Source organism: Methylocystis sp. (assembly GCF_051061225.1).
Taxonomy (GTDB): domain Bacteria; phylum Pseudomonadota; class Alphaproteobacteria; order Rhizobiales; family Beijerinckiaceae; genus Methylocystis.
This window is the reverse complement of sequence record NZ_JBPFEB010000129.1, coordinates 112,461-135,153: the sequence shown is the minus strand read 5'-3', so window position 1 is coordinate 135,153 and position 22,693 is coordinate 112,461. Positions and strand designations below refer to the sequence as shown.

The following is a 22,693-nucleotide window of genomic DNA, read 5'->3' as shown; positions in this document are numbered from 1 at the left end:
GATGCGGGCGATCTATCTCGCCGGGCCGGAGGTTTTCCTCAGCGATGCGGTCGAAGCCGGCCGCGCCAAGGCGATGCTGTGTGAGCAGCATGGATTTCGCGGGCTCTATCCGCTCGACGCCGAGCTCGAGAGCAAAGCAGACGTCCGGCTTTCAGCTCGGATTTTCCAGTCCAATGTGGGGTTGATCCGCGCCTGTGACGCGGTGATCGCCAATCTGACGCCCTTTCGTGGCCCCAGCGCGGATGCGGGAACCGTTTTCGAGGTCGGCTTCGCGCTGGCGCTCGGAAAACCGGTTTTCGCCTATACGAACCACCATGCGCCTTATCTCCTGCGCGTCGACGAGAGCCATGGGCCGCTCATCGAGCGCAACGGACAGCGCTTCGCCCGCGACGGCATGAGCGTCGAGGATTTCGGACTCCGCGACAATCTCATGATCGAGGAAGCCATCCGCGCGCAGGGATGGGAGATCGTGACCCGTGACGTGGAGGCGGACCGCCGCCAGAAGGAGCTCGCGGGCTTCGAACTCTGTTTGCGGCAGGCGGCGGCTTACTTTCAGGGGTAAGCCGCGAGCTGCGATCCGGGCGCCGCCACGGCGCGGCTTCCGTCAGAAATTGCGCGGTCGCGCTTCGCCTTACGAAAGTTTCATCCGGCGGACATTGGACGGCAAGCGCCGAGCCTCCATTTTCCTGTTGCAGGCGGCGGAGGAGCCGATGTGCTCCGGGCCTCCCAGCCTTCGCCGCGAGAATGGAGAATTTCATGCAGCATCCGATTATCGAGCGCAGCTCCCGCACGTCGGCGCCCTCGCGCCGTCGCCGCGCCTCGCGCTTCGCGCTGATGGGCGCCGCTGCGGCGCTCGCCTTCGGCTCGGCTGTCGTCGCGCCCGTTGGACCCGCTTTCGCTGAAGCGCCGGCCGTCGCAGCCGCCGGCCCCGCTTCGTTCGCGGACGTCGTCGACCGCGTGAAGGGCGCGGTCGTGGCGATCAAGGTCAAGGCCTATGAGGAGTCGCACAATCCCTTCGAGGGCCAGGAGATCTCGCCCGACGATCCGATGTATCGCTTCTTCAAGCGCTTCGGTGGCGAGACCCCGCAGCGGCGCATGACGCAGTCGCAGGGCTCCGGCTTCATCATCAGCGCGGACGGCTATGTCGTGACGAACAACCATGTCGTCGAACACGCGAGCGACGTCGAGGTGGCGCTGGACGACGGCCGGACCTTGCCGGCCAAGGTCATCGGCACGGACAAGCGCACCGATCTCGCGCTGCTGAAGGTCAGCGACGGAAAGCTGCCCTATGTCGATTGGGCGAGCACGCCGCCGCGCGTCGGCGACTGGGTCATAGCGGTCGGCAATCCGTTCGGCCTCGGCGGCTCCGTGACGGCGGGCATCGTCTCGGCGCGCGGGCGCGACATCGGCGCGGGCCCCTACGACGACTTCCTCCAGATCGACGCGCCGGTGAACCGCGGCAACTCCGGCGGTCCCGCCTTTGACGCGCATGGCAATGTTGTCGGCGTGAACACGGCCATCTACTCGCCCTCGGGCGGTTCGGTGGGCATCGGCTTCGCCATTCCGGCGGAGGTCGCAAAGGATGTGATCGCTTCGCTCAAGGACAAGGGGGTCGTGGCGCGCGGATGGATCGGCGTCAAGATTCAGCCGGTCACGCCGGAGATCGCCGACAGCCTCGGCCTGAAGTCCACCAAGGGCGCGCTGATCGCGCAGCCGCAAAGGGGCGCCCCCGCCGAGGCGGCGGGTCTGAAGGCCGGCGACGTGATCGTCGCCGTCAATGGCGACAAGGTCGAGACGCCGCGCGATCTGGCGCGTCGCATCGCCGCCATGGGGCCCAACAAGACGGTTGACCTGACCTACATCCGCAACGGCTCGGAGGAAAGCGCCAAGCTGACGCTCGGCAAGCTGCCGGAGGAGAAGGAGGCGCGCGTCGACGAGGAAGACATGGGCGGCGGCGCCGCTGGCGGCGCGCAGGTCGCGGGGCTCGGGATCGAAGTGGCGCCTGCGTCCGAGGTGCGTGGCGCCGGCGGCCAGGGCCTGTATGTGACGGACATTGATCCGGAAGGCGCCGCAGCCCAGAAAGGCTTGCGGAGGGGCGACGTGATCGTGGAGGCCGGCGGCCAGACCGTGAATTCCAGGGCCGATCTCTCCTCCGCCATCGACGGGGCCCGCAAGGATGGCCGGCGTTCGGTGCTGCTGCGGGTGAAGTCGGCGGACGGCTCCAAATTCATCGCCGTGCCGGTGAAGCAGAGCGCGGGATAAGCGCCCGCAGATGTGAAAGCTTCTTGCGACGTGGACCTCGGAACTGCACCCGCCCGCAGTTGGTCCCACGCAAAGGAGAGCGACGGACCGGCCCCCTCCTGGTCCGCCGCAAGGCAGGCCGGCGCCCCCGCGCCGGCCTGCCGATTTTCCGCGAAGTGATTTATAATGGGTCCGATGCGCATCCTCATTATCGAAGACGACCGCGAAGCGGCCGACTATCTCGTCAAGGCGTTCCGCGAGCAGGGCCATGTCGCCGACCATGCGGCCGACGGGCTCGAAGGCTATGCGACGGCGCAGGAAGGCGATTACGACGTGCTGATCGTCGATCGCATGCTGCCGAAGATGGACGGCCTGTCGCTCATTTCCTCCCTCCGCGAGCAGAAGGTGGAGACGCCGGTGCTCATCCTCTCGGCGCTCGGGCAGGTGGACGACCGGGTCAAGGGGCTGCGCGCGGGCGGCGACGACTATCTGCCGAAGCCCTATGCCTTTTCAGAGCTCCTCGCCCGTATCGAGGCGCTGGTGAGGCGGCGGATCGGCCCGCGCGGCGAGGAGACGCATTATCGCGTCGGCGATCTCGAACTCGACCGGCTTTCCCACAAGGTGACGGTGGGCGGCCAGGAGGTCGTCTTGCAGCCGCGTGAATTCAGGCTGCTGGAATATCTCATGAAACATGCGGGCCAGGTCGTGACCCGCACGATGCTGCTGGAAAACGTCTGGGATTATCACTTCGATCCGCAGACCAACGTCATCGACGTGCACATTTCGCGTCTGCGCTCCAAGATCGACAAGGGACGCGAGACTCCGCTTCTGCACACGATCCGGGGCGCAGGTTACATGATCCGCGACGGCGTGCGGTGACGACACGGCGCCGTCGCGGCCCTTCAGACGTCAGGCGGTCACCACCACCAGCCTCCGCCCCACCCCGGGCCCCAGCCGGCGTAGCCCCAACCGGGGCCCCAGCCGCCGCCCCAGCCCCAACGCGGCGCGGTCGCGGCCGCGAGGCCAAAGCCCATCAGCCCGAGCGCCGCGCCCGCGAAGAGCGAGCCGGCGGGATTGTAATAGCCATAGGCCGGGTAATACACACGGCGATAGTAGGGACGATAGTAGCCCCAGTGCCTGTAATATCCCCAGTGCCGGTGATAGGGGCGATACCATCCCCAATGACGATGGTAGGGCCTGTGCCATCCCCAATGGCGATACCCCCAGTGGCGGTAGTAGTGGACGTCCGTGACCGGCGCGTTCAGGGCGACCGTCGCGGGCGGCGCGACGCTCATCGGACCCGCCAGAGCTTCGGGCGGCAAGGCGCTCAGCGCCGTCGTGGCGCAGAGAACGCCGAGAAGCGAGGATTTAAGCATGTTACGCATGACTCTTGAACCTTGGCTGCCCCCCTTTCGCGTTCAACGCTGCCGCACCCGGTTGGTTCCCGAAACGGTGGGATCGCTGCGACAAGCGCCCCCGGCGCCCATATCTTGGCAAAAGAGCCGGCGGCGCCGCGCCGGCGCATGAGACAGGACCCTCGCCCGTGTTCCCCGGAAAACTCGGCAAGCTCTTTCGCACGACGGCCTTCAAGCTGTCGCTCGCCTATCTGATCCTCTTTTCCATCGGCGCCGGTCTGGTGCTGACGCGCGTCGGGGCGCGGGTGAAGGAGGTGCTCGACGAGCAGATCGAGCAGACCGTGGACGCCGAAATCCGGGCGCTCTCCGAGCAATATGCGCAGGGCGGCCTGCATCAGCTCACCAATGCGCTGGAGCGGCGGGTGCGCGCGCCGGGCGGCTCGCTCTACCTCCTCAGCACCCATTCGGGCGATTTCATCGTCGGCAATATCGAGCAGCCGACCACCGGGCCGGTCGGCGGCGACAAGCTCACCGAAATGCCCTACCAGCGCCGGGGCGAGCCGGGCGTGCTGCATCCGGCGCTGATGCGGCTGTTTCTCATCCCCGGCGGCTTTCGCCTGCTCATCGGCCACGACATTGAAGACCACGAGGTGCTGCGCGATATTCTCCGCCGCGCGCTCGGCGTTTCGCTGTTCTGGCTGGCGCTCGTCGGCGCGCTCGGCGGACTCTTCGTCGCGCACCGGATGCTGGAGCGCGTCGACGTGATGTCGGCGTCGGCGCGGCGCATCATGGCCGGCGATCTGCACGAGCGGCTCGCCGTGTCGGGGGCCGGCGACGAACTCGATCGCCTGGCCGAGAATTTCAACGCCATGCTGGAGCGCATCTCCGAACTCATGCAGGGGCTGCGCGAGGTCTCCGACAATATCGCGCATGATCTCAAGACCCCGCTGACGCGGCTGCGCAACCGCGCCGAGGCGGCGTTGCGCGGCGCCTCGGGCAACGGCGAGCATCGCGAGGCGCTCACGGCGGTCATCGAGGAATCCGACAGCCTCATTCGCGTCTTCAACGCGCTGCTGATGATCGCGCGCGCGGAGGCGGGCTATTGCAGCGACAATCTCGCGATCTATGAGGCGGGCGCGGTGGTGAGCGACATCGCCGAAATGTACGAGCCGGTCGCGGAAGAGCAGGGTGTTGAACTCAGGGTCTCGACCGAATCCGACCTCGCCGTCACCGGCAGCCGCGAACTGCTCGGCCAGGCTTTGGTCAATCTCGTGGACAACGCCCTGAAATACGGCGTGTCAGGGGAGACGCCGCGCATCGACGTCAGCGCGAAGCGCGCGGGCGACCGCGTCGAGATCACCGTGGCCGACCATGGGCCCGGCATTTCCCCTGCCGACCGCGAGCGCGTCGTCGGGCGCTTCGTCCGGCTCGAAAATTCGCGGTCCCGACCGGGCTCCGGCCTCGGCCTGTCGATGGCGGCGGCGGTCGCCCGCCTGCATCATGGCGCCCTGCGCATCGAGGACAATGCGCCCGGCTTGCGCGTCGTGCTTTCGCTGCCGACGACGCGCGCGCTCGCCACGGTCTCGCGCGAGCGGGCGTAGGCCGGCCCCTTGGCGATGGCCGCCGCCGGCTCGGCCCTCGGCGGCGCCAGCGGCGTGACGTTCTTGCCGGCGCATTGCGCGCAGGCGAGGCGCATCATGGCGACCGTGCCAAGACCGAGGCGCGAGCGAATGCGCAGCCCGCCGCCGTGCAGGTCGATCAGCGCTCGCGCGATGGCGAGGCCGAGTCCCGAGCCTTTCATGCCGTTTTCCATGACGCCGGCGCCCTGTTCGAACGGGCGCCCGAGTTTCGGCAGCGCGCAAGGGTCGATGCCCAGTCCCGTGTCTTCCACATAGAAGGCGATCGACTCGCCCTGATGGCGCGCGCGCAGCCGCACGAAGCCGCCGGCCTCGGTGTATTTGACGGCGTTGGACAGCAGAATGCCGAGCGCCTTGACGATCGCGGCCTCATCGCCGACGCAGCGCAGCTTCTCGTCGACATCCACGGTCAGCGTAAGTTTTTTCTCCTCGGCGCGGGCGCGCCATGAGGCCAGGGCGCGGTCCACCGCGTCCGCGACATTCACCTCGCGCTCGGCGAGGCGCACAAGGCCCGCCTCCAGCCGGGACATGTCGAGAATGTCGGAGAGAATCTCGTTGAGATAGGCGCCGCCCTGCCGGACGTTGCTGCAATATTCGACATACTTCGGCGAACCGAGCGCGCCGAAGGGCTCGGCCAGCATCATTTCGGAGAAGCCGATGATGGCGTTGAGCGGCGTGCGCAGCTCATGACTCATGTTGGCGAGAAATTCGGACTTGGCGACATAGGCGGCCTCGGCTTCCGCCTTCTGGTGATGATATTGCTCGGCGAGGGTCGCGAGCTGCTGGGCCTGCATTTCGAGCGTCTGGCGAGAGCGGGTGAGATCGGCGACGCTCGCCGTGAGACGGCGCTCGGACTCGAGGAGTTTTTCCTGATTACGCTTGAGCGCGGTGATGTCGGCGCCCACCGACACATAGCCGCCGTCCTTGGTGCGGCGCTCGTTGATTTGCAGCCAGCGGCCGTCCGCGAGCCGCACCTCGTAGGTGCGCGCGTCCTGCGCGCGGAACTGCGCGGGCGACGTCTCGGTCTGGAGCGCGGGCGCGGTCGCGGCCATCATGATCTCCGCATAGCTCGCGCCGGGCGCCGCGATCTCGGGCGTCAGGCCGTGCAGATCGAGAAACTTGGAATTGCAGACGACGAGTCTGTTTTGCGCGTCCCACAGAACGAAGGCTTCGGAAATCGCGTCGATGGCGTCGCGCAGTCGCATGCTGGCGGTGGCGCTCTGCTGCGCCAGCGCCTTGTGTTCGGAGACGTCGACCGCGATGCCGATGAGATGCCGGCCGCCGGCGTCGTCGGGGTCCTGCTCGATCTGGGCGCGGGCGCGCAGCCAGATCCAGCGGCCATCCGCGTGGCGGGCGCGGAATTCGTGGTCGACGCTCCTGCTGCGGGAGGAGGACACCATTTCCGCGATCACCGACAGGTCCCCGTCCTCGGGGTGCAGGAGCCCGTTGAGTTCGCCGAAGGTCAGGCACCGCCGTTCGGCGGGCAGGCCGAGCAGCTCGTACATGGAGTCGGACCAGTAGATGCGCCCGCGCGCTATGTCCCAGTCCCAGAGGCCGCAACGCCCGCGCGACAGCGCGGCGTCCAGCCGGCGGCGAATGACGGCGTTGACCTGCTCGGCCGCCTGCCGCCGGCGCGACTGCCGGAAATAGGCGTAGACGACGGCGAGCAGCATCAGCGTCGTGAAGGCGAAGATCACCGCGTAATGCGAGGCGATGGTGCGCCACTCGCCCAGCACATTTTCGAGCGGATAGATCATCGCCATCTGCCCATAGGGCGCGGGCAGCTTCTGAACGGTGGCGAGCGCATCGGAGCCGTCCGGCAGACGGATGCGCATGACTCCCGCCTTGTCGGCGAATTCGGTCAGAACCTGCTCGGCGCCGAGCACGTCCGTCAGCGTCGCCTTGTTGGCTGCGAGCGGCGGGACGGCGGCGGCGACATGGCCCTGATCGTCCGTGACGACGATGCGCCGCCCGCGCGCGGTGGCGCGGCCCGGCAGGATCTTGTCGAGCGGCTCGCCCAGCAGTCTGCGCGAGTCCGTCTGGATCCGGTCGTGGAGATCATGCCGGACGGCGCGCGCCAGCACTTCGAAGTCGGCGGTCGCCTCCTCCACGAGCTGATCCTGCATCGAGCTCATGAGGGAAAAGGCGAAGGCGGCGAGCGAGACGAGGCAGATCGCCGACACGGAGAAGGCGATCCGCTTGAGCCATGGGCCTTCCTTCGGGTCCTTGCCGTCGCCCTCCGCGTCGAAACGATAGGCGCCCCAAACCGTTTCCGCGTGACTCATCGCACGAGCTGCGGCGCGCGCCATAATTGTCTCCGAAATCCGCGATCCATAATGGGCCCGGACGCGCCCGAATCACTTTCATTCGAATCTCTCACGGGCGCTTTGTCCAGAGCTTAATTGGCCGTTAACGAACGGGCGGAGAGCGCGCCGGGTCAGGCCAGCGCGCGCGTCGCAATATCCCGCGTGTCCGCCGACAGGCCCTCGCGCGCGACGATATTCTTCAACCGGGCTTCAACTAAGGCGCGACGCCTCGGTTCGAGCGTGCGCCAGGCGCGCAGCGACGAGAGAAGCCGCGCGGCGACTTGCGGGTTCTTCGGATCGACGTCGAGAACCACCTGCGTCAAAAGGTCGTATCCCGAGCCGTCGAGCGCATGGAAGCGGGTGAGATTGGCGTTGGCGAAGGCGCCGACGAGGGCGCGCACCCGGTTGGGATTCGCCAACGAAAAGTCGGGATGCGACATGAGCCGGATGACGCGCTGGGTCGTTGCGGGCTCGGGGATCGTCGCCTGGAGGGAGAACCATTTGTCGATGACCAGAGGGTCGCCCGCGAACCGCCGGTAGAAGGCCTCGAAGGCGTCCTCGCGGGCGTCGCCGCCCAGGAGCGCCAGCGTGGCGAGCGCGGTCAGCCGGTCCGTCATATTGCCGGCGGCGGCGAAGAGACTCTGCGCCAGCGCCGTTCCTTTCCCCGGATCGCCCGCCGCGACGAGATCGAGCGCCGCTGAGCGCAACGCCCGCCGGCCGGCGCCGGCGGCGTCCGGCCGGTAAGGACCGGCGTCGGCGAACCGCGCATAGGCGGCGTCCGCGTCGGGGAGCAGCGCGCGGCCAATCTCCGCCCGCAGACCCATGCGCGCGGCGAAATGCACCTCGGGGTCCACGTCCTTCCCCGCCTCACGCGCGAGGTCGATTTCGGAGGGCAGGGAGAGCGCCTGCGCCGCGAAGGCCGGATCTGCGTCGGCGCCGGCGAGAAGGGTCCGCAGCGCGGCGACATAGCCCGGCGCGTCGGGCGCCGCCGCGCCCGCCTTGATGGCGTCGACGCGCGCGAAAATGGCGCGCAGGGCGAGGCTCTGCGCCGCCTGCCAGCGGTTGAAGGGGTCGTCGTCGAAGGCGAGCTGCCGTTCGAGATCGGCGCTCGCCGGGGCCGGCTCCAGCCGCACCGGCGCCGAGAACCCGCGCAGCAGCGAGACGATCGGGCGCGAGGGCGCGTTCTGGAAGGTGATCCGGCGTTCGGCGTCGGAGAGTTCGAAGAGTCCGCGCGCCAGCTCGTCTTCTCGCGCGTCGTGGCTTACAAGCTCCAGCTTTTCGCCATTCTCGCTGAACAGGGCGAGAGCGATCGGAATGACGACGGGCTTCTTGTCGGGCTGGCCCGGAGTGGGGCGCGTCTCTTGCCGCAAGGTGAGCGTGAATGTCCTGGCGTCCGGGTCGTAGGCGCCGTCGCTCGAAAGAATGGGCGTGCCCGCCTGGCTGTACCAGAGCGCGAAATGCGAAAGATCGCGGCCGGAGGCCTCCGCGAAACAGGAGAGGAAATCCTCCACCGTCGCCGCCGTGCCGTCGAAGCGCTCGAAATAGAGATCCATGCCGCGGCGGAACGGCGCCTCGCCGATCAGCGTGCGCAGCATGCGCACGAGCTCGGCGCCTTTCTCGTAGACCGTCGACGTGTAGAAATTGTTGATCTCGTGATAGGCGTCCGGGCGCACCGGATGCGCGAGCGGGCCGGCGTCCTCGGGGAACTGCACGAGCCGCAGGCCGCGCACGTCGCTGATCCGCTCCACGGCGCGCGAGCGCATGTCGGCGGAAAATTCCTGATCGCGGAAAACCGTCAGACCTTCCTTCAGGCAAAGCTGGAACCAGTCGCGGCAGGTGATGCGATTGCCGGTCCAGTTGTGGAAATACTCATGCGCGATAACCGCCTCGACGCCGGCGTAATCCGCGTCCGTCGCGGTCTCGGGCGAGGCCAGCACATATTTGTCGTTGAAGATGTTGAGGCCCTTGTTCTCCATCGCGCCCATGTTGAAGTCGGAGACGGCGACGATGTTGAACACGTCGAGGTCATATTCGCGGCCGAATTTTTCCTCGTCCCAGCGCATCGAGCGCTTCAGCGCGTCCATGGCGTATTTGGCGCGCGCCTCCTTGCCGTGCTCGACATAGATCGCGAGCGCAATCTCGCGGCCGGACATTGTCCTGAACGAATCGCGCGTCACGCCGAGATCGCCGCCGACCAGCGCGAAGAGGTAAGAGGGCTTGGGGAAGGGATCGCGCCACACGGCGTAATGGCGGGTCCCGCCGGGGATCTTGCCCGCGTCCACCGGATTGCCGTTGGCCAGCAAAACGGGGGCCTCGCTCTCGTCGGCTTCGATGCGCGTCGTATAGATGCTGAGCACGTCCGGCCGGTCGAGGAAATAGGTGATGCGGCGGCAGCCCTCGGCCTCGCATTGCGTGCAATAGGCGGACCCGGAGCGATAGAGCCCCGAAAGCTGCGTGTTGGCGGTCGGGTCGACCCGGGTCTCGATCTCCAGCGTGAAGGGGCCGTCGGGAACCTTGGCCAGGATCAGCCGGTCGGGGGTCGCCTCGTAGTCCGCGGCGCCGAGCGCGCGGCCGTCGAGCGCCAAGCCGACGAGGGTGACGTCGTCTCCGTCGAGCGCGAGCGGCGCGCCGGGCGCGCCCTTGGGATTGCGGCGCAGGGCGAGCGTCGCGACCACTTTCGTCGCCGTCCGGTGGAGCGAGACATCGAGCGCCACCGAATCGATGAGAAAATCGGCGGGGCGGTAGTCGACGAGACGGACGGGGACATTGGCCGGGTGACGCATGCAGATCCTCGATCGAATGAATCGGTTGGTTGGTTGCAATATAGGCGGTCCAAACCGATTTGCGATCGGCGGCGGTCACGCTCGCCCCTCCAGCGCAAAGGGGCGGGGCCGACCGGCGGCCGGGGCGGCCTGGGGCTCTCGTCACAACCAGCGTCGCGGGAAGCGACTTTTCCGTTGGAAAGCCCGCTTAATGGTCTATTAACCCTTGAGCGCGGTCGCCCGCGTCGCCAAACTCGATGGCGTGAGCGCCCTTCGGCGTCCTTGCGGCCCATGCGGGGCGGCGGCCTAAAGCTGGGGTGTGCATCTCCTCTCATGCGGCGAAACTGTTTTCTCATCCCGCTGATCCTGCTGTGCTTCGCCGCGCCCGCGCGCGGCGAGTCGAATGGTCAGGCGGCCCTCCGCGACATTACGGCCCCGCTCACGGAAGAGCAGATTCACGCCGCCGGGATTGAGACGCAGCCGGTCGAGACCGAGGCGGGGGTCGGCGAGATTGTCGTGCCGGGCGTGGTCACTGTCCCGCCCCAGCAGCTCCGCATCGTCGCGGCGCCGGCGGCCGGGCTTGTCGAAACCCTGCTGGTCGCCCCGGACGAGGATGTGAAGGAAGGCGATCCCATCGCCACGCTCAAGTCCTCCGAGCTGGTGGAGGCGCAGCGCGCCTTTCTCCACGCCATGTCTGAATCCAATCTCGCCGCCGAAAAGCTGCGCCGCGACGAACAGCTCTTCAACGAGCACATCATCGCCGAGCGCCGGCTGATCGTCACCCGCGCCGAGGCGTCGCAGGCCAGGGCGACCCTCGACGAGCGGGGGCAAATCCTGGCGCTGGCCGGCATGACCGAGCCCGAGATCGCGGCGCTGCGCAAGGACCGCAGGCTGGCGAGCACCCTGCTGGTTCGCGCGCCCATCGGCGGGACCATCCTCCAGCGCCATGGCACCACCGGCGAGCGCGTGGCCGCCTCGGCGCCGCTCGTGACCATCGCCCGGCTCGATCCGATCTGGGTCAATCTGCAAGTCCCGCTGAGCCGGGCCGTGGCGCTCGACAGCGTCGAACGCGTGCATCTCGCCTCCGCCGGTCTTGACGGCAAGCTCATTCGCGTCGGCCATACGGTCGACACGGCGACGCAGTCGGTGACCGCCGTCGCGGAGTTTCGGCCGGGACGCAGCCCCTTGCGGCCGGGGCAGGCGGTTCAGGCTATCCTGCGGGTGAAGGGCGGCGGCTCCTCCCAATGGCGCGTGCCGGCGGACGCCGTCGTCAGCCACCGCAATCACAACTGGGTGTTCCTGCGCATCCCCGAGGGCTTTCGCGCCGTTCCGGTAACGCTCGTGTCGGAAACGCCGCAATTCGCCTCCGTGCAGGGCGCGCTCGCGGCCGGGCAGCGGGTGGCGACGCGCGGCCTGCTCACGCTGCTGGCCGAACTGGCCGAGATCGAAAGCAAGTGACGCCCCGGCATGCTTGAGCGCCTGATCCACGCCTCGCTCCGTCAGCGCCTCCTGACCATGCTGGCGGCGTTGTTCATCGCCGCCTGGGGCGCGGTGAGCTATCTCAAGCTGCCGATCGACGCCTTTCCGGACGTCGCCCCGGTGCAGGTTCTTGTCGCCATGCGCGCGCCGGGCCTGACGCCGGAGGAACTCGAAAGCCGCGTCACCGCGCCCATCGAGATCGCCGCCAAGGGCATCCCCTCGCTGCTGCGGATGCGCTCGACGACGCGCTACTCCGTGACGCTGATCACCTTCGAATTCGCGGAAGGAACGGACATCTACTGGGCGCGCGCGCAGGTCAATGAACGGCTCGCGCAGGCTCAGGACCAATTGCCGCAAGGCGTTTCGGGCGGGCTGGCGCCGATCGTCACGCCGCTCGGCGAAATGCTGATGTTCACCATCGTCGGCGGCGGGCTGACGCCGACGGAGCAGCGCAGCCTCCTCGATTTCACCATCCGTCCCGCTCTGCGCGGCCTGCCCGGCGTCGCCGACGTCAATGTTCTCGGCGGCTTCGTGCGCACCTTCGAGGTGGCGCCGTCGCCCTCGGCGATGGCCGCGCGCGGCGTCACGGTCGCCATGCTTCAGTCGGCGCTCGCCAACAACAACCGCAACGACGGCGCCGGCCGCGTGCGCGACGGCGAGGAGGCGCTGCTGGTGCGCGCGGAGGGCCGGCTGCGCTCGCTCGACGACATCCGCTCGGTGGTCATCGACGCGCGCAAGACCGGCGTCGTGCGCGTGGGCGACGTGGCGGAGGTGCGCTTCGGCGCGCTGCCGCGCAATGGCGTCGTGACCCGCAACGGGCAGGACGAGGCGGTCTGGGGGCTGGTGCTCGGCCTGCGCGGCGCCGATGCGAGCACAGTCGTCAATGGCGTCAAGGCGCGGCTGGCGGAGCTCGAGCCGATGCTGCCCAAGGGCGCGACGATCGACATCTTCTACGACCGCAGCGATCTGATCGGCAAGGCCGTCTGGACCGTGCAGAAGGTGCTGATCGAGGCCATCGTGCTGGTCGTGATCCTGCTGGCGCTGTTTCTCGGCGATCTGCGCGCCGCGCTGGTCGTCTCGGTCATCCTGCCGCTGGCGGCGCTCGCCACCTTCGGGATCATGCGCCTTTGGGGGCTTTCGGCCAACATCATGTCGCTCGGCGGCCTCGCCATCGCCATCGGCCTGCTGGTGGATTGCGCGGTGGTGGTGGTGGAGAATGTCGAGCATCGCCTCGCGCACGCCCATGAGGCGACCCTCGCCGACCGCATCTTCATGACGCTCGAGGCGACGCGGGAAGTGGCGGCGCCGCTGACCTCCGGCGTCGTCATCATCGTGACGGTGTTCCTGCCGCTTCTTTCGCTGGAGGGGCTCGAAGGCCGGCTGTTCGCGCCGGTGGCGCTCACCATCGCCTTCGCGCTGGGATCGGCGCTCATCCTCTCATTGACGGTCGTGCCCGCCCTGAGCGCGACGATCCTGCGTCCCGGCGCCGCCGACGAGCCCTGGCTGGTGCGCAAGATCGCCGCGATCTACGAGCCTCTGCTGGAAATCGCGCTGGCGCGCCCGCTCGTCGTGGCCGGCGTCGCCGTTCTCGGTCTGGCGGTCGCCGGCCTCGCCTTCACACGGATCGGCCAGACCTTCATGCCGGTGATGAACGAGGGCACGCCGGTGATCACCATCCGCAAGCATCCGACGATCAGCGTCGCCGTGGCGGCGGAGACCGACCGGCTGATTCAGCGCCAGATCATGGAGAAAGTGCCGGAGGTGAAGGGCATGATGGCCCGCGCCGGCGCGGACGAACTCGGCATCGACCCTGTTGGTCTCAACGAGACCGACAACTTCCTCACCCTCGCGCCGCAAGGCGAATGGCGGGGCAAGGGCATGGACTGGCTGATCGACGAGATCCGCAAGGTGCTCGACGGCATTCCGGGCATTTCCTACGCCTTCTCGCAGCCCATCGACATGCGCGTGCAGGAGATGATCATCGGCGCGCGCGGCGACGTGGTGGTCAAGATTTTCGGCGACGACATCGGCGAACTCAACCGCCTCACCCGCGAGGTGGCGGCCGAGCTCAAGAAAATTCCCGGCGCGCGCGACGTCTTCGGATTGCAGAACGACGGCATGCGCTATCTCACCGCCCGCGTCGACCGCCTGGCGGCGGGCCGCTTCGGTCTGAACGCCGGCGAAATCCAGGACGCGCTGCGCGTCTGGGTCGACGGCCAGCAGGTCGGAATCGTGCTGGAGGGACCCATCCGGACGCCTCTCGTGATCCGCGGCTCGGAGACGTCCAGGCGCTCCTCGGTGGATTTCGCCCGCCTGCCGATGGTGTCGAACGACGGCAAGGTGGTCGAGCTGTCCCAGCTTGCCGAGGTGCAGGCGGAGAACGGGCCGATCCAGGTCGCCCGCGAGGACGGGCGGCGCTTCGCCACCGTTCTGGCTAATGTGGAAGGCCGCGACCTCGTCGGATTCGTCGAAGAGGCGAAGGCGGCCGTCGCGCGTCACGTCAAGACGCCGAAGGGCTACACCTATCACTGGGGCGGCCAGTTCGAGAACCAGCAGCGCGCCTCCGCGCGTCTCGCCATTGTGGTTCCCATCGCGCTCGGGCTGATCTTCCTGCTGCTCTATTTCACGTTCGGCTCGGCGCTTCAGGCGACTCTCGTCTTCTGCAACGTGCCGTTCGCGGCGATCGGCGGCATTCTGGGGCTGTGGCTCTCGGGAGAGTTCCTGTCGGTGCCGGCCTCGGTGGGGTTCATCGCGCTCATCGGCATCGCCGTGCTCAACGGCGTGGTGCTCATCTCCTACATCAACAAGCTCGTCTCCGAGGGAAACCGCACGGTGCGCGAAGCCGTGCTGGAGGGCGCGCGCCGTCGCATGCGGCCGGTGACGCTCACCGCGACCATCGCCGCCTTTGGCCTCATTCCGTTCCTGTTCGCCACGGGCCCCGGCGCCGAGATCCAGCGGCCTCTGGCCATCGTCGTGATCGGCGGCCTGATCTCGGCGACGGTTCTCACTCTGGTGCTGCTGCCGATCCTCTACGACCGCGCCACAGGCTGGAGCCTGCGGGCCAAGCGCAGCCGCCTCGCGCAGAGAGTGCTGCATCCATGAGCCGGCGCGCGCCTCTCCTCGTCATCGCCGTCTGCGCGCTCGCGGCGCCGGCCTTCGCCGGACCAAAAGCCAGCGGAGAGGTGACGGTGAAGGGCGACAGGCCGGCCGAGCGGCGCGGCAAGAAGACGCCGCTCGGCCATGTGCTCATGCGCCATCTCGACATGGCGGTCGCCATCGACGCGCAGAGCCGGGGGCTCGCGGCGCAGGGCGGCGCAATCTCCTCCCGCTACGCCACGACGCGCTCGGTCACGCCGGGCTCGCCCTTTGTCGGCGGCACGCAGCGCAACGCCGTCGCCGGCAATTTGCGCGACTACAACGAGACCGAACTGGAAGCCGGCATGCCGCTCTGGCTCCCCGGCCAGCGCGACGCGATGGAGGCGACGGTCACGACGGGCGTCGCCGAGATCGACGAGCGGCTGGCGCAGCGGCGGCTCGAGGTCGCGGGCCTGCTGCGCGACGCGTGGTGGAATGCGCAACGCGCGGCGCGGGAAGCCGGCGTCGCCAGAAGCCGCGTGGCGACGGCGCGCGAGATCGGCGCGGACATGACCCGCCGCGTGGAGCTGGGCGACGCCGCGCAGGCCGACGCGCTGCTTGCCAAAAACGAGTTGCTCGCCGCCGAGACCGAACTCGCGCAGGCGGAAGGCGCCGAGAAAGTCGCGCGGGTGACTTACGAGGCGCTGACCGGCGGCGCGCCGCCGGACGGGACGCTCGAAAGCGCGAAACCGGCGGGCGACATCGAAGATCATCCCGCGCTGCGCACGCCGATCGCCGCGCTGCGCCGCGCCGAGGCGCACGCGCGCCTCGTCGAGGCGACGCCGATCGACAATCCCGAGGTCGGCGTCTTCGGCCGCAAGGAGCACAACCGGCAATATTCGACCGACCCGTCGCAGCAAATCACCGATCAGCTCACCAACGCCACGACGGTGGGCGTGCGCTTCCGCATTCCGCTGCCGACGCCCGGCCGCAACGAGCCGCGTCAGGCGGAAGCGCTCGCCGAAATGACTCGCGCGCAGGCGGATTATGAAAAGGCGGTCCGCATGGTGCTCGCGGAGATACAGGCCGCCCGCGTCAATCTCGCCGCGGCGAAACGCGCGGCCGGGATCGCCGATCAGCGGCTCGCGGTCGCCAATGAGCAATTCGCGCTGACACGCAAATCCTTCGCGCTGGGCGAAATCGGGGCGCTGGATTTCTATCGCGTGCGACAGTTGCAGCTTGACGCGCAGCGTTCCCAGGCGGCGGCGGCCGTCGCTGTCGGCGCTGCGGTGTCGCGGTTGAATCAGGCGCAGGGGTACGCACCGTAGGGCAGAGGTACGAGTAGCGGCTTTGCCCCCTCCCTGTCCCTTCCCCGCTGCGCGGGAGAGGGGATGCTCACGATCCGCAACGCCGATGAAGGCTACAATCTGCTCCCTCTCCCGCGCAGCGGGGGAGGGGTGGGGAGGGGGCGGGGCCGCTACGTGAGCCTCACCCCTGAGCCCCCAGAAATTCCATGATCCGCGCGATGGTCGGCGGATCGAGCAGCAACGGCGCGTGGCCCTGGCCGGGAACCGTATAGCGCTCGAGCAAAGGCGCCCGTCGCGCCATTTCGTCGAGGGTGTCGACCGAGAGAATGTCGCTCGTCTCGCCGCGAATGGCGAGGATCGGAACTGCCGCCAGCGCCGCGAAAGGCTCCCAGAAGTCCTCGAACTCCGCCTCCGGCGTGACGCTGTCGAGCGTGTGGTTCAGAGCCGGATCGTAACGCAATTCCACGCGGCCCTCTTTTTCCACGAAGGTCTGGCGCGCATAGACCTCCCATTCCTCCGCGCTGACGCCCGAGAATCGGGGCGCCGCCGTCATGCGCATCAGCGCGACCGCCTCGCTCAGCCGCGAGAGCGGCGGCAGCTTTCCGACATAGCTCTTGATGCGCAGCAGGCCGTCCTTTTCGACCTTCGGGCCGATGTCGTTGAGGATCGCCGCGCGCACGAGGGCCGGACGCGCCCTGGAGAGGCGCATGGTATGCAGGCCGCCGCGCGAGGTCCCGAGAAAGACCGCTTCCGTCACGCCCGCATCGGCGAGCGTGGCGAGAATATCCGCCTGTTCGACGTCGAGATCGTAGCGGCGCCAGTCCGCGTCCCATTGCGAGCGCCCGCGGCCGCGATAATCGAGCGCGAGCACGCGCCGCCCCGCCTGCCGCGCGGCTTCCGCGACGCGCCAGAAGTCGTCCGCCGAGCGGGCGAGGCCCGGGAGGCAGACCAGCGGCAGCCGCGCGGCGTCGGGGCGGGGATAATCGAGATAATGCAGACGCAGGCCGTCGGGGGCGGCCACGAAGCGGCTGACGGCGGGCAGGGTCGGGTTCACGCAGGCTTCCTTTTTCACGAATATCCACCTTGCCGCCAAACGGCGTCAAAATGGCGACGCCGGGGGCGCGGCCTTTCTTGACTTCCCGGCGCCGAGCGGCGAGTTTGCGGCCGCGTCGATCATCAGGACATCCCCTCGCCCATGCGCTCCTATCTCGATTTCGAAAAGCCTGTCGCCGAGCTCGAAACCAAGGTGGAGGAACTGCGCGCGCTGGCCGAGGGCGGCGAGGGCGTCTCCATCTCCGAGGAGCTGACCAAGCTCGAAGCCAAGGCCGCCAAGGCGCTCGCCGATCTCTACGCAACGCTCACGCCCTGGCAGAAGATTCAGGTCGCCCGGCATTCGCAGCGGCCGCATTTCTCGGATTACGTGAAGCAGCTCATCACCGAGTTCACGCCGCTCGCGGGGGATCGCTTCTTCGGCGAGGACTCGGCGATCGTCGGCGGCTTCGGCCGGTTCCGCGGCGAGCCGGTCTGCGTCATCGGGCAGGAGAAGGGCTCCGACACCGCGAGCCGGCTCCATCACAATTTCGGCATGGCGCGGCCGGAGGGCTATCGCAAGGCCGTGCGCCTCATGGAGCTCGCCGACCGCTTCGGGCTGCCGGTGATTTCGCTGGTCGACACGGCCGGCGCCTTTCCGGGCATCGACGCCGAGGAGCGCGGACAGGCCGAGGCCATCGCCCGCTCGACCGACGCCTCCCTGTCGCTCGGCGTGCCGAACGTGGCCGTCGTGGTGGGGGAGGGGGGCTCTGGCGGCGCCATCGCTATCGCCGCCGCCAACAAGGTGCTGATGCTGGAGCACGCCGTCTATACGGTCGCCTCGCCCGAGGCTTCGGCCTCGATCCTGTGGCGCGATTCGGCCAGGGCGCAGGACGCGGCCACCAGCATGAAGATCACGGCGCAGGACCTCCTGAAGTTCGGCATCATCGACGTGATCGTGGCCGAGCCGGCCGGGGGCGCCCATCGTGATCCGGAAGCCGCGATCACGGCCGTCGGCGACGCGGTCTGGACCGAATTGTCGCGCCTGACCAATCTCTCCCGCGAGCAGCTTCGCGCCGCCCGAGCCGAAAAATTCCTTAACATGGGCCGTCGGCTGGACGAGAAGCGTTAACGAAACAAGCGTAAAATTCTCCCGTTTCCGCTTGTCGGGCGACGGTTTGGACACTTTCTTGCCCCAAGTCGGGTCTAGCCCGCTAGATGGCCTGGGAGGCTCCGAGCCGGCTGGATGCTTGCAGCGGCGCGCCTGGCGCGACCTGCGATCCGGACGGGGCTGGGCGAGAGGGGAGCTTGAGCGCATGAAATTTTCGGTCCTGAAGCCGGCCCTGGCCGCCGCCGCTCTCGCCGCGCTTTCGCTCGCCGCCTGCCAGGACAGCGGCCTGTCGCATCGCTCGCTCGCGCCCATACCGCCCGAAACCGTGGCGCTCATGGAGAAAGTCGGCACGACGAAAGAAGCGCCGATGCTGATCCGCGCCTACAAGAAGGAGGCGGAGCTCGAAATCTGGAAGATGGGGGCGGACGGCAAATATACGCACCTCAAGACCTTCCCCATGTGCCGCTGGTCGGGCCAGCTCGGCCCCAAGACCCGCGAGGGCGACCGTCAGGTGCCGGAGGGCTTCTATTCGATCACGCCGGCGCAGATGAACCCCAATTCGTCCTATTATCTGTCGTTCAACGTCGGCTATCCCAATCAGCTCGACCGGGCGCTGGGACACACGGGCGGCACCATCATGGTGCATGGCGCCTGTTCGTCGGCCGGCTGTTTCTCCATGACGGACGCGCAGATCGCCGAGATTTACGCCATTGCGCGCTCGTCCTTCAACGGCGGCCAGCAGGCGATCCAGATGCAGTCCTACCCCTTCCGCATGACGGCGGAAAATCTGGCCAAGCACCGTCTCGATCCGAATATTGGCTTCTGGAAGAACCTCAAGGAAGGCAACGACCATTTCGAGGTGACGAGGGAGGAGCCGCAGGTCGCCTATTGCGGCCGGCGCTATGTCTTCAACGCCACGATCGACGGCCAGGCCGATCCGATCTCCGCCTGCCCGCCGCTGAAGCAGGACCCCGAGATCGTCGCCAGCGTCTCCGCCAAGGCGTCGAAGGACGAAGAGAAGATCGCCGAACTGTCGCAGACCGTGAGCCCGGTGCGCGTGGTCTATCAGGACGGCGGCATGCATCCGGCCTTCTTCTCGAAGGTCGCCGAGGCGAGCCGTCCGGAAGCGTTGGCGCCGCCGGAAGAAATCGCCATCGCCGACAAGGCGGCGCGGCCGGCGGGCGGCAAGGCGACCCAGCTTGCCGCCAAATCGCCGGTCGTCACCATGGCGGCGGCGAAGGCGGCGGCCCAGACGCGCATCGCCGAAACAGCGGGCGGCGCCCATGCCTTCGCGTCCGATCCGCGACGCGAGATGTCCGCGCTGGCCGCCGACGACGGCCCCACGTCCTCGATCAAGCGCGCGGCCAACGCAAAGAAATAGCCCCGCGGCCGGGCGCTCCTGCTGGACGAGAATCGCAGCTTCCCCATGCGGGGTGCTCTTGAACAGCCTATGCTTGCGACGCCGCACAGATCGCGTCCGTGATCCTCTTGTTCAGGGCAAGGAGATCGCGCCAGTTTTCATGCGCGAGGATTGAATTCGATAGCCAGACATTTTCGGCTCCCTGAAGATCCTCCAGGGTGGCGTAGCTCCCGCAACCGATCGCATCCGCATCGAGACGGGACATGTAGTCGCCCCAGCCCCGAATCTCGACAATCTCCCGCAAAACGCCGCCGTCCCGGGCGATGGCGCGATCGAGGATTGCTTCGATATGTGACGTGTCGGCGATCGTGGGGCAGAGAAAGCAAACGTAATAACTTCCGCCGTCATCAGCCGGCCCATCATTGCGCGCGATCATGAGCTGGTCTCTGTGGTCGCCGGCTCGGAGAAAGGCGCGACGAGCGTTCGTAAACCAATGGGCCGCCTTCACCAACACTGAGAAATAAGGAGTGGAGACGACATGGTTCTCGATGATTCGACGCCGTGTCGGATCGAACAGCTCGAGGAGCTCGGAGGATTTGGGCGCGCAAGCAACAACCACATGCCGGGCGTTGAACGAATTGCCTGGCGTGGACAGCGACCATGCGCCATTTGGAGTTCGGGACGCGTGGGTGAGCGTCTGAGATCGCCAGATCTCCGTCTCCTCCGCGATACGCTCCGCCAATTCGCCAAATCCGACGTCGAGGCGTTTCGCTGTCGAGGTGAAGGCGGTGATGACCATTTCGGGCGTCACCCAACGCAGGGCGTAGAGCGCTGGCATCGTCTTCATTGGCCCATATCCATAGACGTCGCCCACGCCGAGGAAGACCGGCTCGAGCGCTTGACAGCGATGCCGTCTCAGCCAGTCCAGGGCCGGCATGGCCAGCGCGGCGTATTCCGAAGCGACGCGCGCGTCGAAACGGGCGAGCGCCTTTCGCCGCTCTCGCGCGTACCGTTGAAGGCTGCTCATGATCGCGATCATTCGCGATAAACTGTTAAAACGCGTTGCAATGCGCTTGGTGTAAAGAGCGCCCAGCACGCTCTCCGGGCTTGCGCTGGCGCGACCCAGCGGCTGGGTGCGGACGCCATATTGCTCTGCGAGCGCAACGACATCGCGATAATCACGCGCGGTGAAGCACGTTCCAAGTTCGATGACATTGCCATGCAGGTTGAGCGTCCGCGACTTGCCGCCGACGCGCTCCGACTTTTCGAGGATGACGGACTTCAGGCCTCTTTGTTTCAGAAGCAACGATATTGACAGCCCCGCGAAGCCGCCGCCAATGACGACGACGTCACATTCTCTGGAGTCTCCCTGCATCCTCGCGGCCATCATCTGTTTGCCTTTTCAACGCCAGTGGTCTGCTATTTCCGCGCTCAGCGCTCGCTCCGGTCTGTCATGCTCAAGAGATCGGGACGTGCGGCCTTCCATGCGGATAAAAGCCAGAGAAGCGTAGGGCTTCGCCTCCCGGACGAGGATGCCCTGTCGCGTCAAACTAAGGGGCGGTCATCTCTGACCGTCAACGCATTCGCCTTTGGGAAGCAACGTGGCGACGAGCATCTGATTATAGTTCATCACGTCCTTGACCGACTCGAAGCAAGCAGAGCTTCCGATATGCCAGGTGTTGTTCTCGCCCTGCATTTCCGTGATCTTCCAGGGATAGCCCTCATCTATCGCGTCCTGACGGAAGGCGGGAAAATAGCGCCAACGACATTGATAGAGGATTTCGGGCTCTCCAAAACCCTTGCGGACGAGATCCGCTATGAGAGCACGGTTGAGCTCCTCTTCGTTCCCCGGTCCTTCTCCGCGCTCTGAATGTTGGAACGTCACATAAACTCTCTCAGGGACGTTCTGGTCATTGACAGCTTCGATATTGTAATAGTTGGCAAGCTCCTTGACGAGATTGACCACGCCCTTGTGGGGAGAGGCTCCGGGGATCGCCATATCGAACCAGATACAACCGGCGCCCTGGAGGAGACTCGTATTGGTCTTTGATGTGAAAACAGTCATCGCCGGATAGGTATATTCCAGCTTCGAGAAGATATCCCTCTCTGCCTCCGTGCAATCGAGACACGCAAGCGCCTGTTTGGCCGAGCACGCCATGATGAGGAAATCAAACTCCAGCGTTCGGGGCCTGGATTGATGTTTCCCGTTCACCCGGATCGTTTGTTTGCGCTCGATGGAGTCGACCTGATAGCCGAGGAGAATGTCAGCCTCGCTCTTGAGCGCCAGTTTCTCAAAGAATGGCTGATAGCCGCTTTTTAGCCTGAACAGGAATGTCGGGCGCTTCCTGCCCATCGGTTCTATGACCGCTCTGACCATTTTCGGGGTGCACCACCAGAGCCCGTACAAAGCTGGAGTTGTTTCGAGGTGGCCGTATTGAGTGGAGAACAGAAATCTGAAGAAATTCGTCAAATTGAGCAGATGGTGTTTTTTCAGAAATGCGTGAAACGTCATGTTGACGTCATTGACGGTTGGACGGCTGCCGTAGACATATTTCGAGGTCCCGAAAATTTTTTCATGTATCCGGATATATTTCAGACAACTTTGGAAAAACTGCAGCCTTTTCCAGGGTCTGAGCAGAGTTTGCGTCAACCCCGCCTGGTTGTGAAGCCCCAAAACGAGATCTTCGAGCAGATGGACCTCGCCTTGAAAGACGTGGATGTTCCGTTCGTCCGGATTTTGCACCAATTCGTCGAGTTTCAGGTCTTCATTGAGACGAACCAGATCTTCATACGACGCGTTCCCCATGCTGGCGCCAAGCTCATGTGGAACGCCATGAAAAACCTTCGTATGGCATTGTCCGCCGATCCTGTTTTCCTTTTCGAGCACCGTGACGTTTTTATATCCTCGCTGCTTCAACAGATAAGCCATGTAAACGCCTGCGGCGCCGGCGCCGACGATACAGATGCGATCCCCGATGTCCGGGTGCTTCTTCGCGACTGCGATCTGGTTCTCAATCATCGCTTGCGCCCT

Annotated in this window: 15 protein-coding genes; 9 read left to right on the top strand and 6 right to left on the bottom strand. The window is 66.6% G+C overall.

Annotated features, from left to right (window positions below; all coding sequences use genetic code 11):
- Position 1: 1 nt before the first annotated feature.
- The 3 genes from ACR652_RS22540 to ACR652_RS22530 all read left to right on the top strand — a co-directional run bounded on the left by ACR652_RS22540 (position 2) and on the right by ACR652_RS22530 (position 3,120).
- On the top strand, positions 2–562 hold the full coding sequence (locus ACR652_RS22540) for a nucleoside 2-deoxyribosyltransferase (protein WP_434508716.1): 561 nt from the start codon (positions 2–4) through the stop codon (positions 560–562).
- Between the two features lie 194 nt (positions 563–756).
- Positions 757–2,262: a Do family serine endopeptidase gene (locus ACR652_RS22535; protein ID WP_434508715.1), complete on the top strand. Its 1,506-nt coding sequence runs from the start codon at positions 757–759 to the stop codon at positions 2,260–2,262.
- Between the two features lie 174 nt (positions 2,263–2,436).
- Positions 2,437–3,120: a response regulator transcription factor gene (locus tag ACR652_RS22530; RefSeq protein WP_434508714.1), complete on the top strand. Its 684-nt coding sequence runs from the start codon at positions 2,437–2,439 to the stop codon at positions 3,118–3,120.
- 38 nt (positions 3,121–3,158) lie between these two features.
- Here the strand turns inward: ACR652_RS22530 and ACR652_RS22525 are convergent, their stop codons facing one another.
- A complete protein-coding gene (locus tag ACR652_RS22525) occupies positions 3,159–3,626 on the bottom strand; it encodes a hypothetical protein (protein WP_434508713.1) in 468 nt (155 codons plus the stop codon).
- Between the two features lie 158 nt (positions 3,627–3,784).
- Here ACR652_RS22525 and ACR652_RS22520 point away from each other — a divergent pair, with 158 nt between their 5' ends.
- On the top strand, positions 3,785–5,197 hold the full coding sequence (locus ACR652_RS22520) for a sensor histidine kinase (protein WP_434508712.1): 1,413 nt from the start codon (positions 3,785–3,787) through the stop codon (positions 5,195–5,197).
- Here the strand turns inward: ACR652_RS22520 and ACR652_RS22515 are convergent.
- On the bottom strand, positions 5,095–7,542 hold the full coding sequence (locus ACR652_RS22515) for a PAS domain-containing sensor histidine kinase (protein ID WP_434508711.1): 2,448 nt from the start codon (positions 7,540–7,542) through the stop codon (positions 5,095–5,097). The two genes, ACR652_RS22520 and ACR652_RS22515, sit on opposite strands and share 103 nt — an antisense overlap.
- Before the next feature lie 128 nt (positions 7,543–7,670).
- Entirely contained in the window at positions 7,671–10,322 is a 2,652-nt protein-coding gene (gene pepN, locus ACR652_RS22510; protein ID WP_434508710.1) for an aminopeptidase N, read from the bottom strand.
- A gap of 312 nt (positions 10,323–10,634) precedes the next feature.
- Between pepN and ACR652_RS22505 the strand changes: the two genes are divergently transcribed.
- From ACR652_RS22505 to ACR652_RS22495, 3 genes are read left to right on the top strand one after another with little or no spacing between them, the layout of a single operon-like run.
- Positions 10,635–11,759, top strand: a complete 1,125-nt coding sequence (locus tag ACR652_RS22505; protein ID WP_434508709.1) for an efflux RND transporter periplasmic adaptor subunit — start codon at positions 10,635–10,637, stop codon at positions 11,757–11,759.
- Between the two features lie 9 nt (positions 11,760–11,768).
- On the top strand, positions 11,769–14,882 hold the full coding sequence (locus tag ACR652_RS22500; protein WP_434508708.1) for an efflux RND transporter permease subunit: 3,114 nt from the start codon (positions 11,769–11,771) through the stop codon (positions 14,880–14,882).
- The gene (locus ACR652_RS22495) at positions 14,879–16,183 is read left to right on the top strand and encodes a TolC family protein (protein ID WP_434508707.1); all 1,305 of its coding nucleotides are present in this window, start codon (positions 14,879–14,881) and stop codon (positions 16,181–16,183) included. The genes ACR652_RS22500 and ACR652_RS22495 overlap by 4 nt, the downstream gene beginning before the upstream one ends.
- Positions 16,184–16,343: 160 nt before the next feature.
- On the opposite strand, the gene ACR652_RS22490 is transcribed toward ACR652_RS22495, so the two are convergent.
- Positions 16,344–17,234, bottom strand: a complete 891-nt coding sequence (locus ACR652_RS22490) for an alpha/beta fold hydrolase (RefSeq protein ID WP_434508706.1) — start codon at positions 17,232–17,234, stop codon at positions 16,344–16,346.
- Between the two features lie 123 nt (positions 17,235–17,357).
- Between ACR652_RS22490 and ACR652_RS22485 the strand changes: the two genes are divergently transcribed.
- Together ACR652_RS22485 and ACR652_RS22480 are read left to right on the top strand one after the other, a co-directional pair.
- Positions 17,358–18,323, top strand: coding sequence for an acetyl-CoA carboxylase carboxyltransferase subunit alpha (locus ACR652_RS22485; protein WP_434508705.1), 966 nt, complete (start codon positions 17,358–17,360; stop codon positions 18,321–18,323).
- A gap of 184 nt (positions 18,324–18,507) precedes the next feature.
- Positions 18,508–19,683 carry a L,D-transpeptidase family protein gene (locus ACR652_RS22480; RefSeq protein WP_434508704.1) on the top strand — a complete coding sequence of 392 codons (1,176 nt, stop codon included), beginning with the start codon at positions 18,508–18,510 and terminating at the stop codon, positions 19,681–19,683.
- A 67-nt stretch (positions 19,684–19,750) separates the two neighbouring features.
- On the opposite strand, the gene ACR652_RS22475 is transcribed toward ACR652_RS22480, so the two are convergent.
- A complete protein-coding gene (locus tag ACR652_RS22475; RefSeq protein WP_434508703.1) occupies positions 19,751–21,052 on the bottom strand; it encodes an FAD-dependent oxidoreductase in 1,302 nt (433 codons plus the stop codon).
- Positions 21,053–21,223: 171 nt separating this feature from the next.
- Positions 21,224–22,681, bottom strand: a complete 1,458-nt coding sequence (locus tag ACR652_RS22470; RefSeq protein WP_434508702.1) for an FAD-dependent oxidoreductase — start codon at positions 22,679–22,681, stop codon at positions 21,224–21,226.
- Positions 22,682–22,693 lie beyond the last annotated feature (12 nt).

Coding starts and splice junctions, on each gene's coding strand:
- ACR652_RS22540 (WP_434508716.1), top strand. CDS start 2: ATGCGGGCGATCTATCTCGCCGGGCCGGAGGTTTTCCTCAGCGATGCG.
- ACR652_RS22535 (WP_434508715.1), top strand. CDS start 757: ATGCAGCATCCGATTATCGAGCGCAGCTCCCGCACGTCGGCGCCCTCG.
- ACR652_RS22530 (WP_434508714.1), top strand. CDS start 2,437: ATGCGCATCCTCATTATCGAAGACGACCGCGAAGCGGCCGACTATCTC.
- ACR652_RS22525 (WP_434508713.1), bottom strand. CDS start 3,626: ATGCGTAACATGCTTAAATCCTCGCTTCTCGGCGTTCTCTGCGCCACG.
- ACR652_RS22515 (WP_434508711.1), bottom strand. CDS start 7,542: ATGGCGCGCGCCGCAGCTCGTGCGATGAGTCACGCGGAAACGGTTTGG.
- pepN (WP_434508710.1), bottom strand. CDS start 10,322: ATGCGTCACCCGGCCAATGTCCCCGTCCGTCTCGTCGACTACCGCCCC.
- ACR652_RS22505 (WP_434508709.1), top strand. CDS start 10,635: ATGCGGCGAAACTGTTTTCTCATCCCGCTGATCCTGCTGTGCTTCGCC.
- ACR652_RS22500 (WP_434508708.1), top strand. CDS start 11,769: ATGCTTGAGCGCCTGATCCACGCCTCGCTCCGTCAGCGCCTCCTGACC.
- ACR652_RS22495 (WP_434508707.1), top strand. CDS start 14,879: ATGAGCCGGCGCGCGCCTCTCCTCGTCATCGCCGTCTGCGCGCTCGCG.
- ACR652_RS22485 (WP_434508705.1), top strand. CDS start 17,358: ATGCGCTCCTATCTCGATTTCGAAAAGCCTGTCGCCGAGCTCGAAACC.
- ACR652_RS22480 (WP_434508704.1), top strand. CDS start 18,508: ATGAAATTTTCGGTCCTGAAGCCGGCCCTGGCCGCCGCCGCTCTCGCC.
- ACR652_RS22475 (WP_434508703.1), bottom strand. CDS start 21,052: ATGATGGCCGCGAGGATGCAGGGAGACTCCAGAGAATGTGACGTCGTC.
- ACR652_RS22470 (WP_434508702.1), bottom strand. CDS start 22,681: ATGATTGAGAACCAGATCGCAGTCGCGAAGAAGCACCCGGACATCGGG.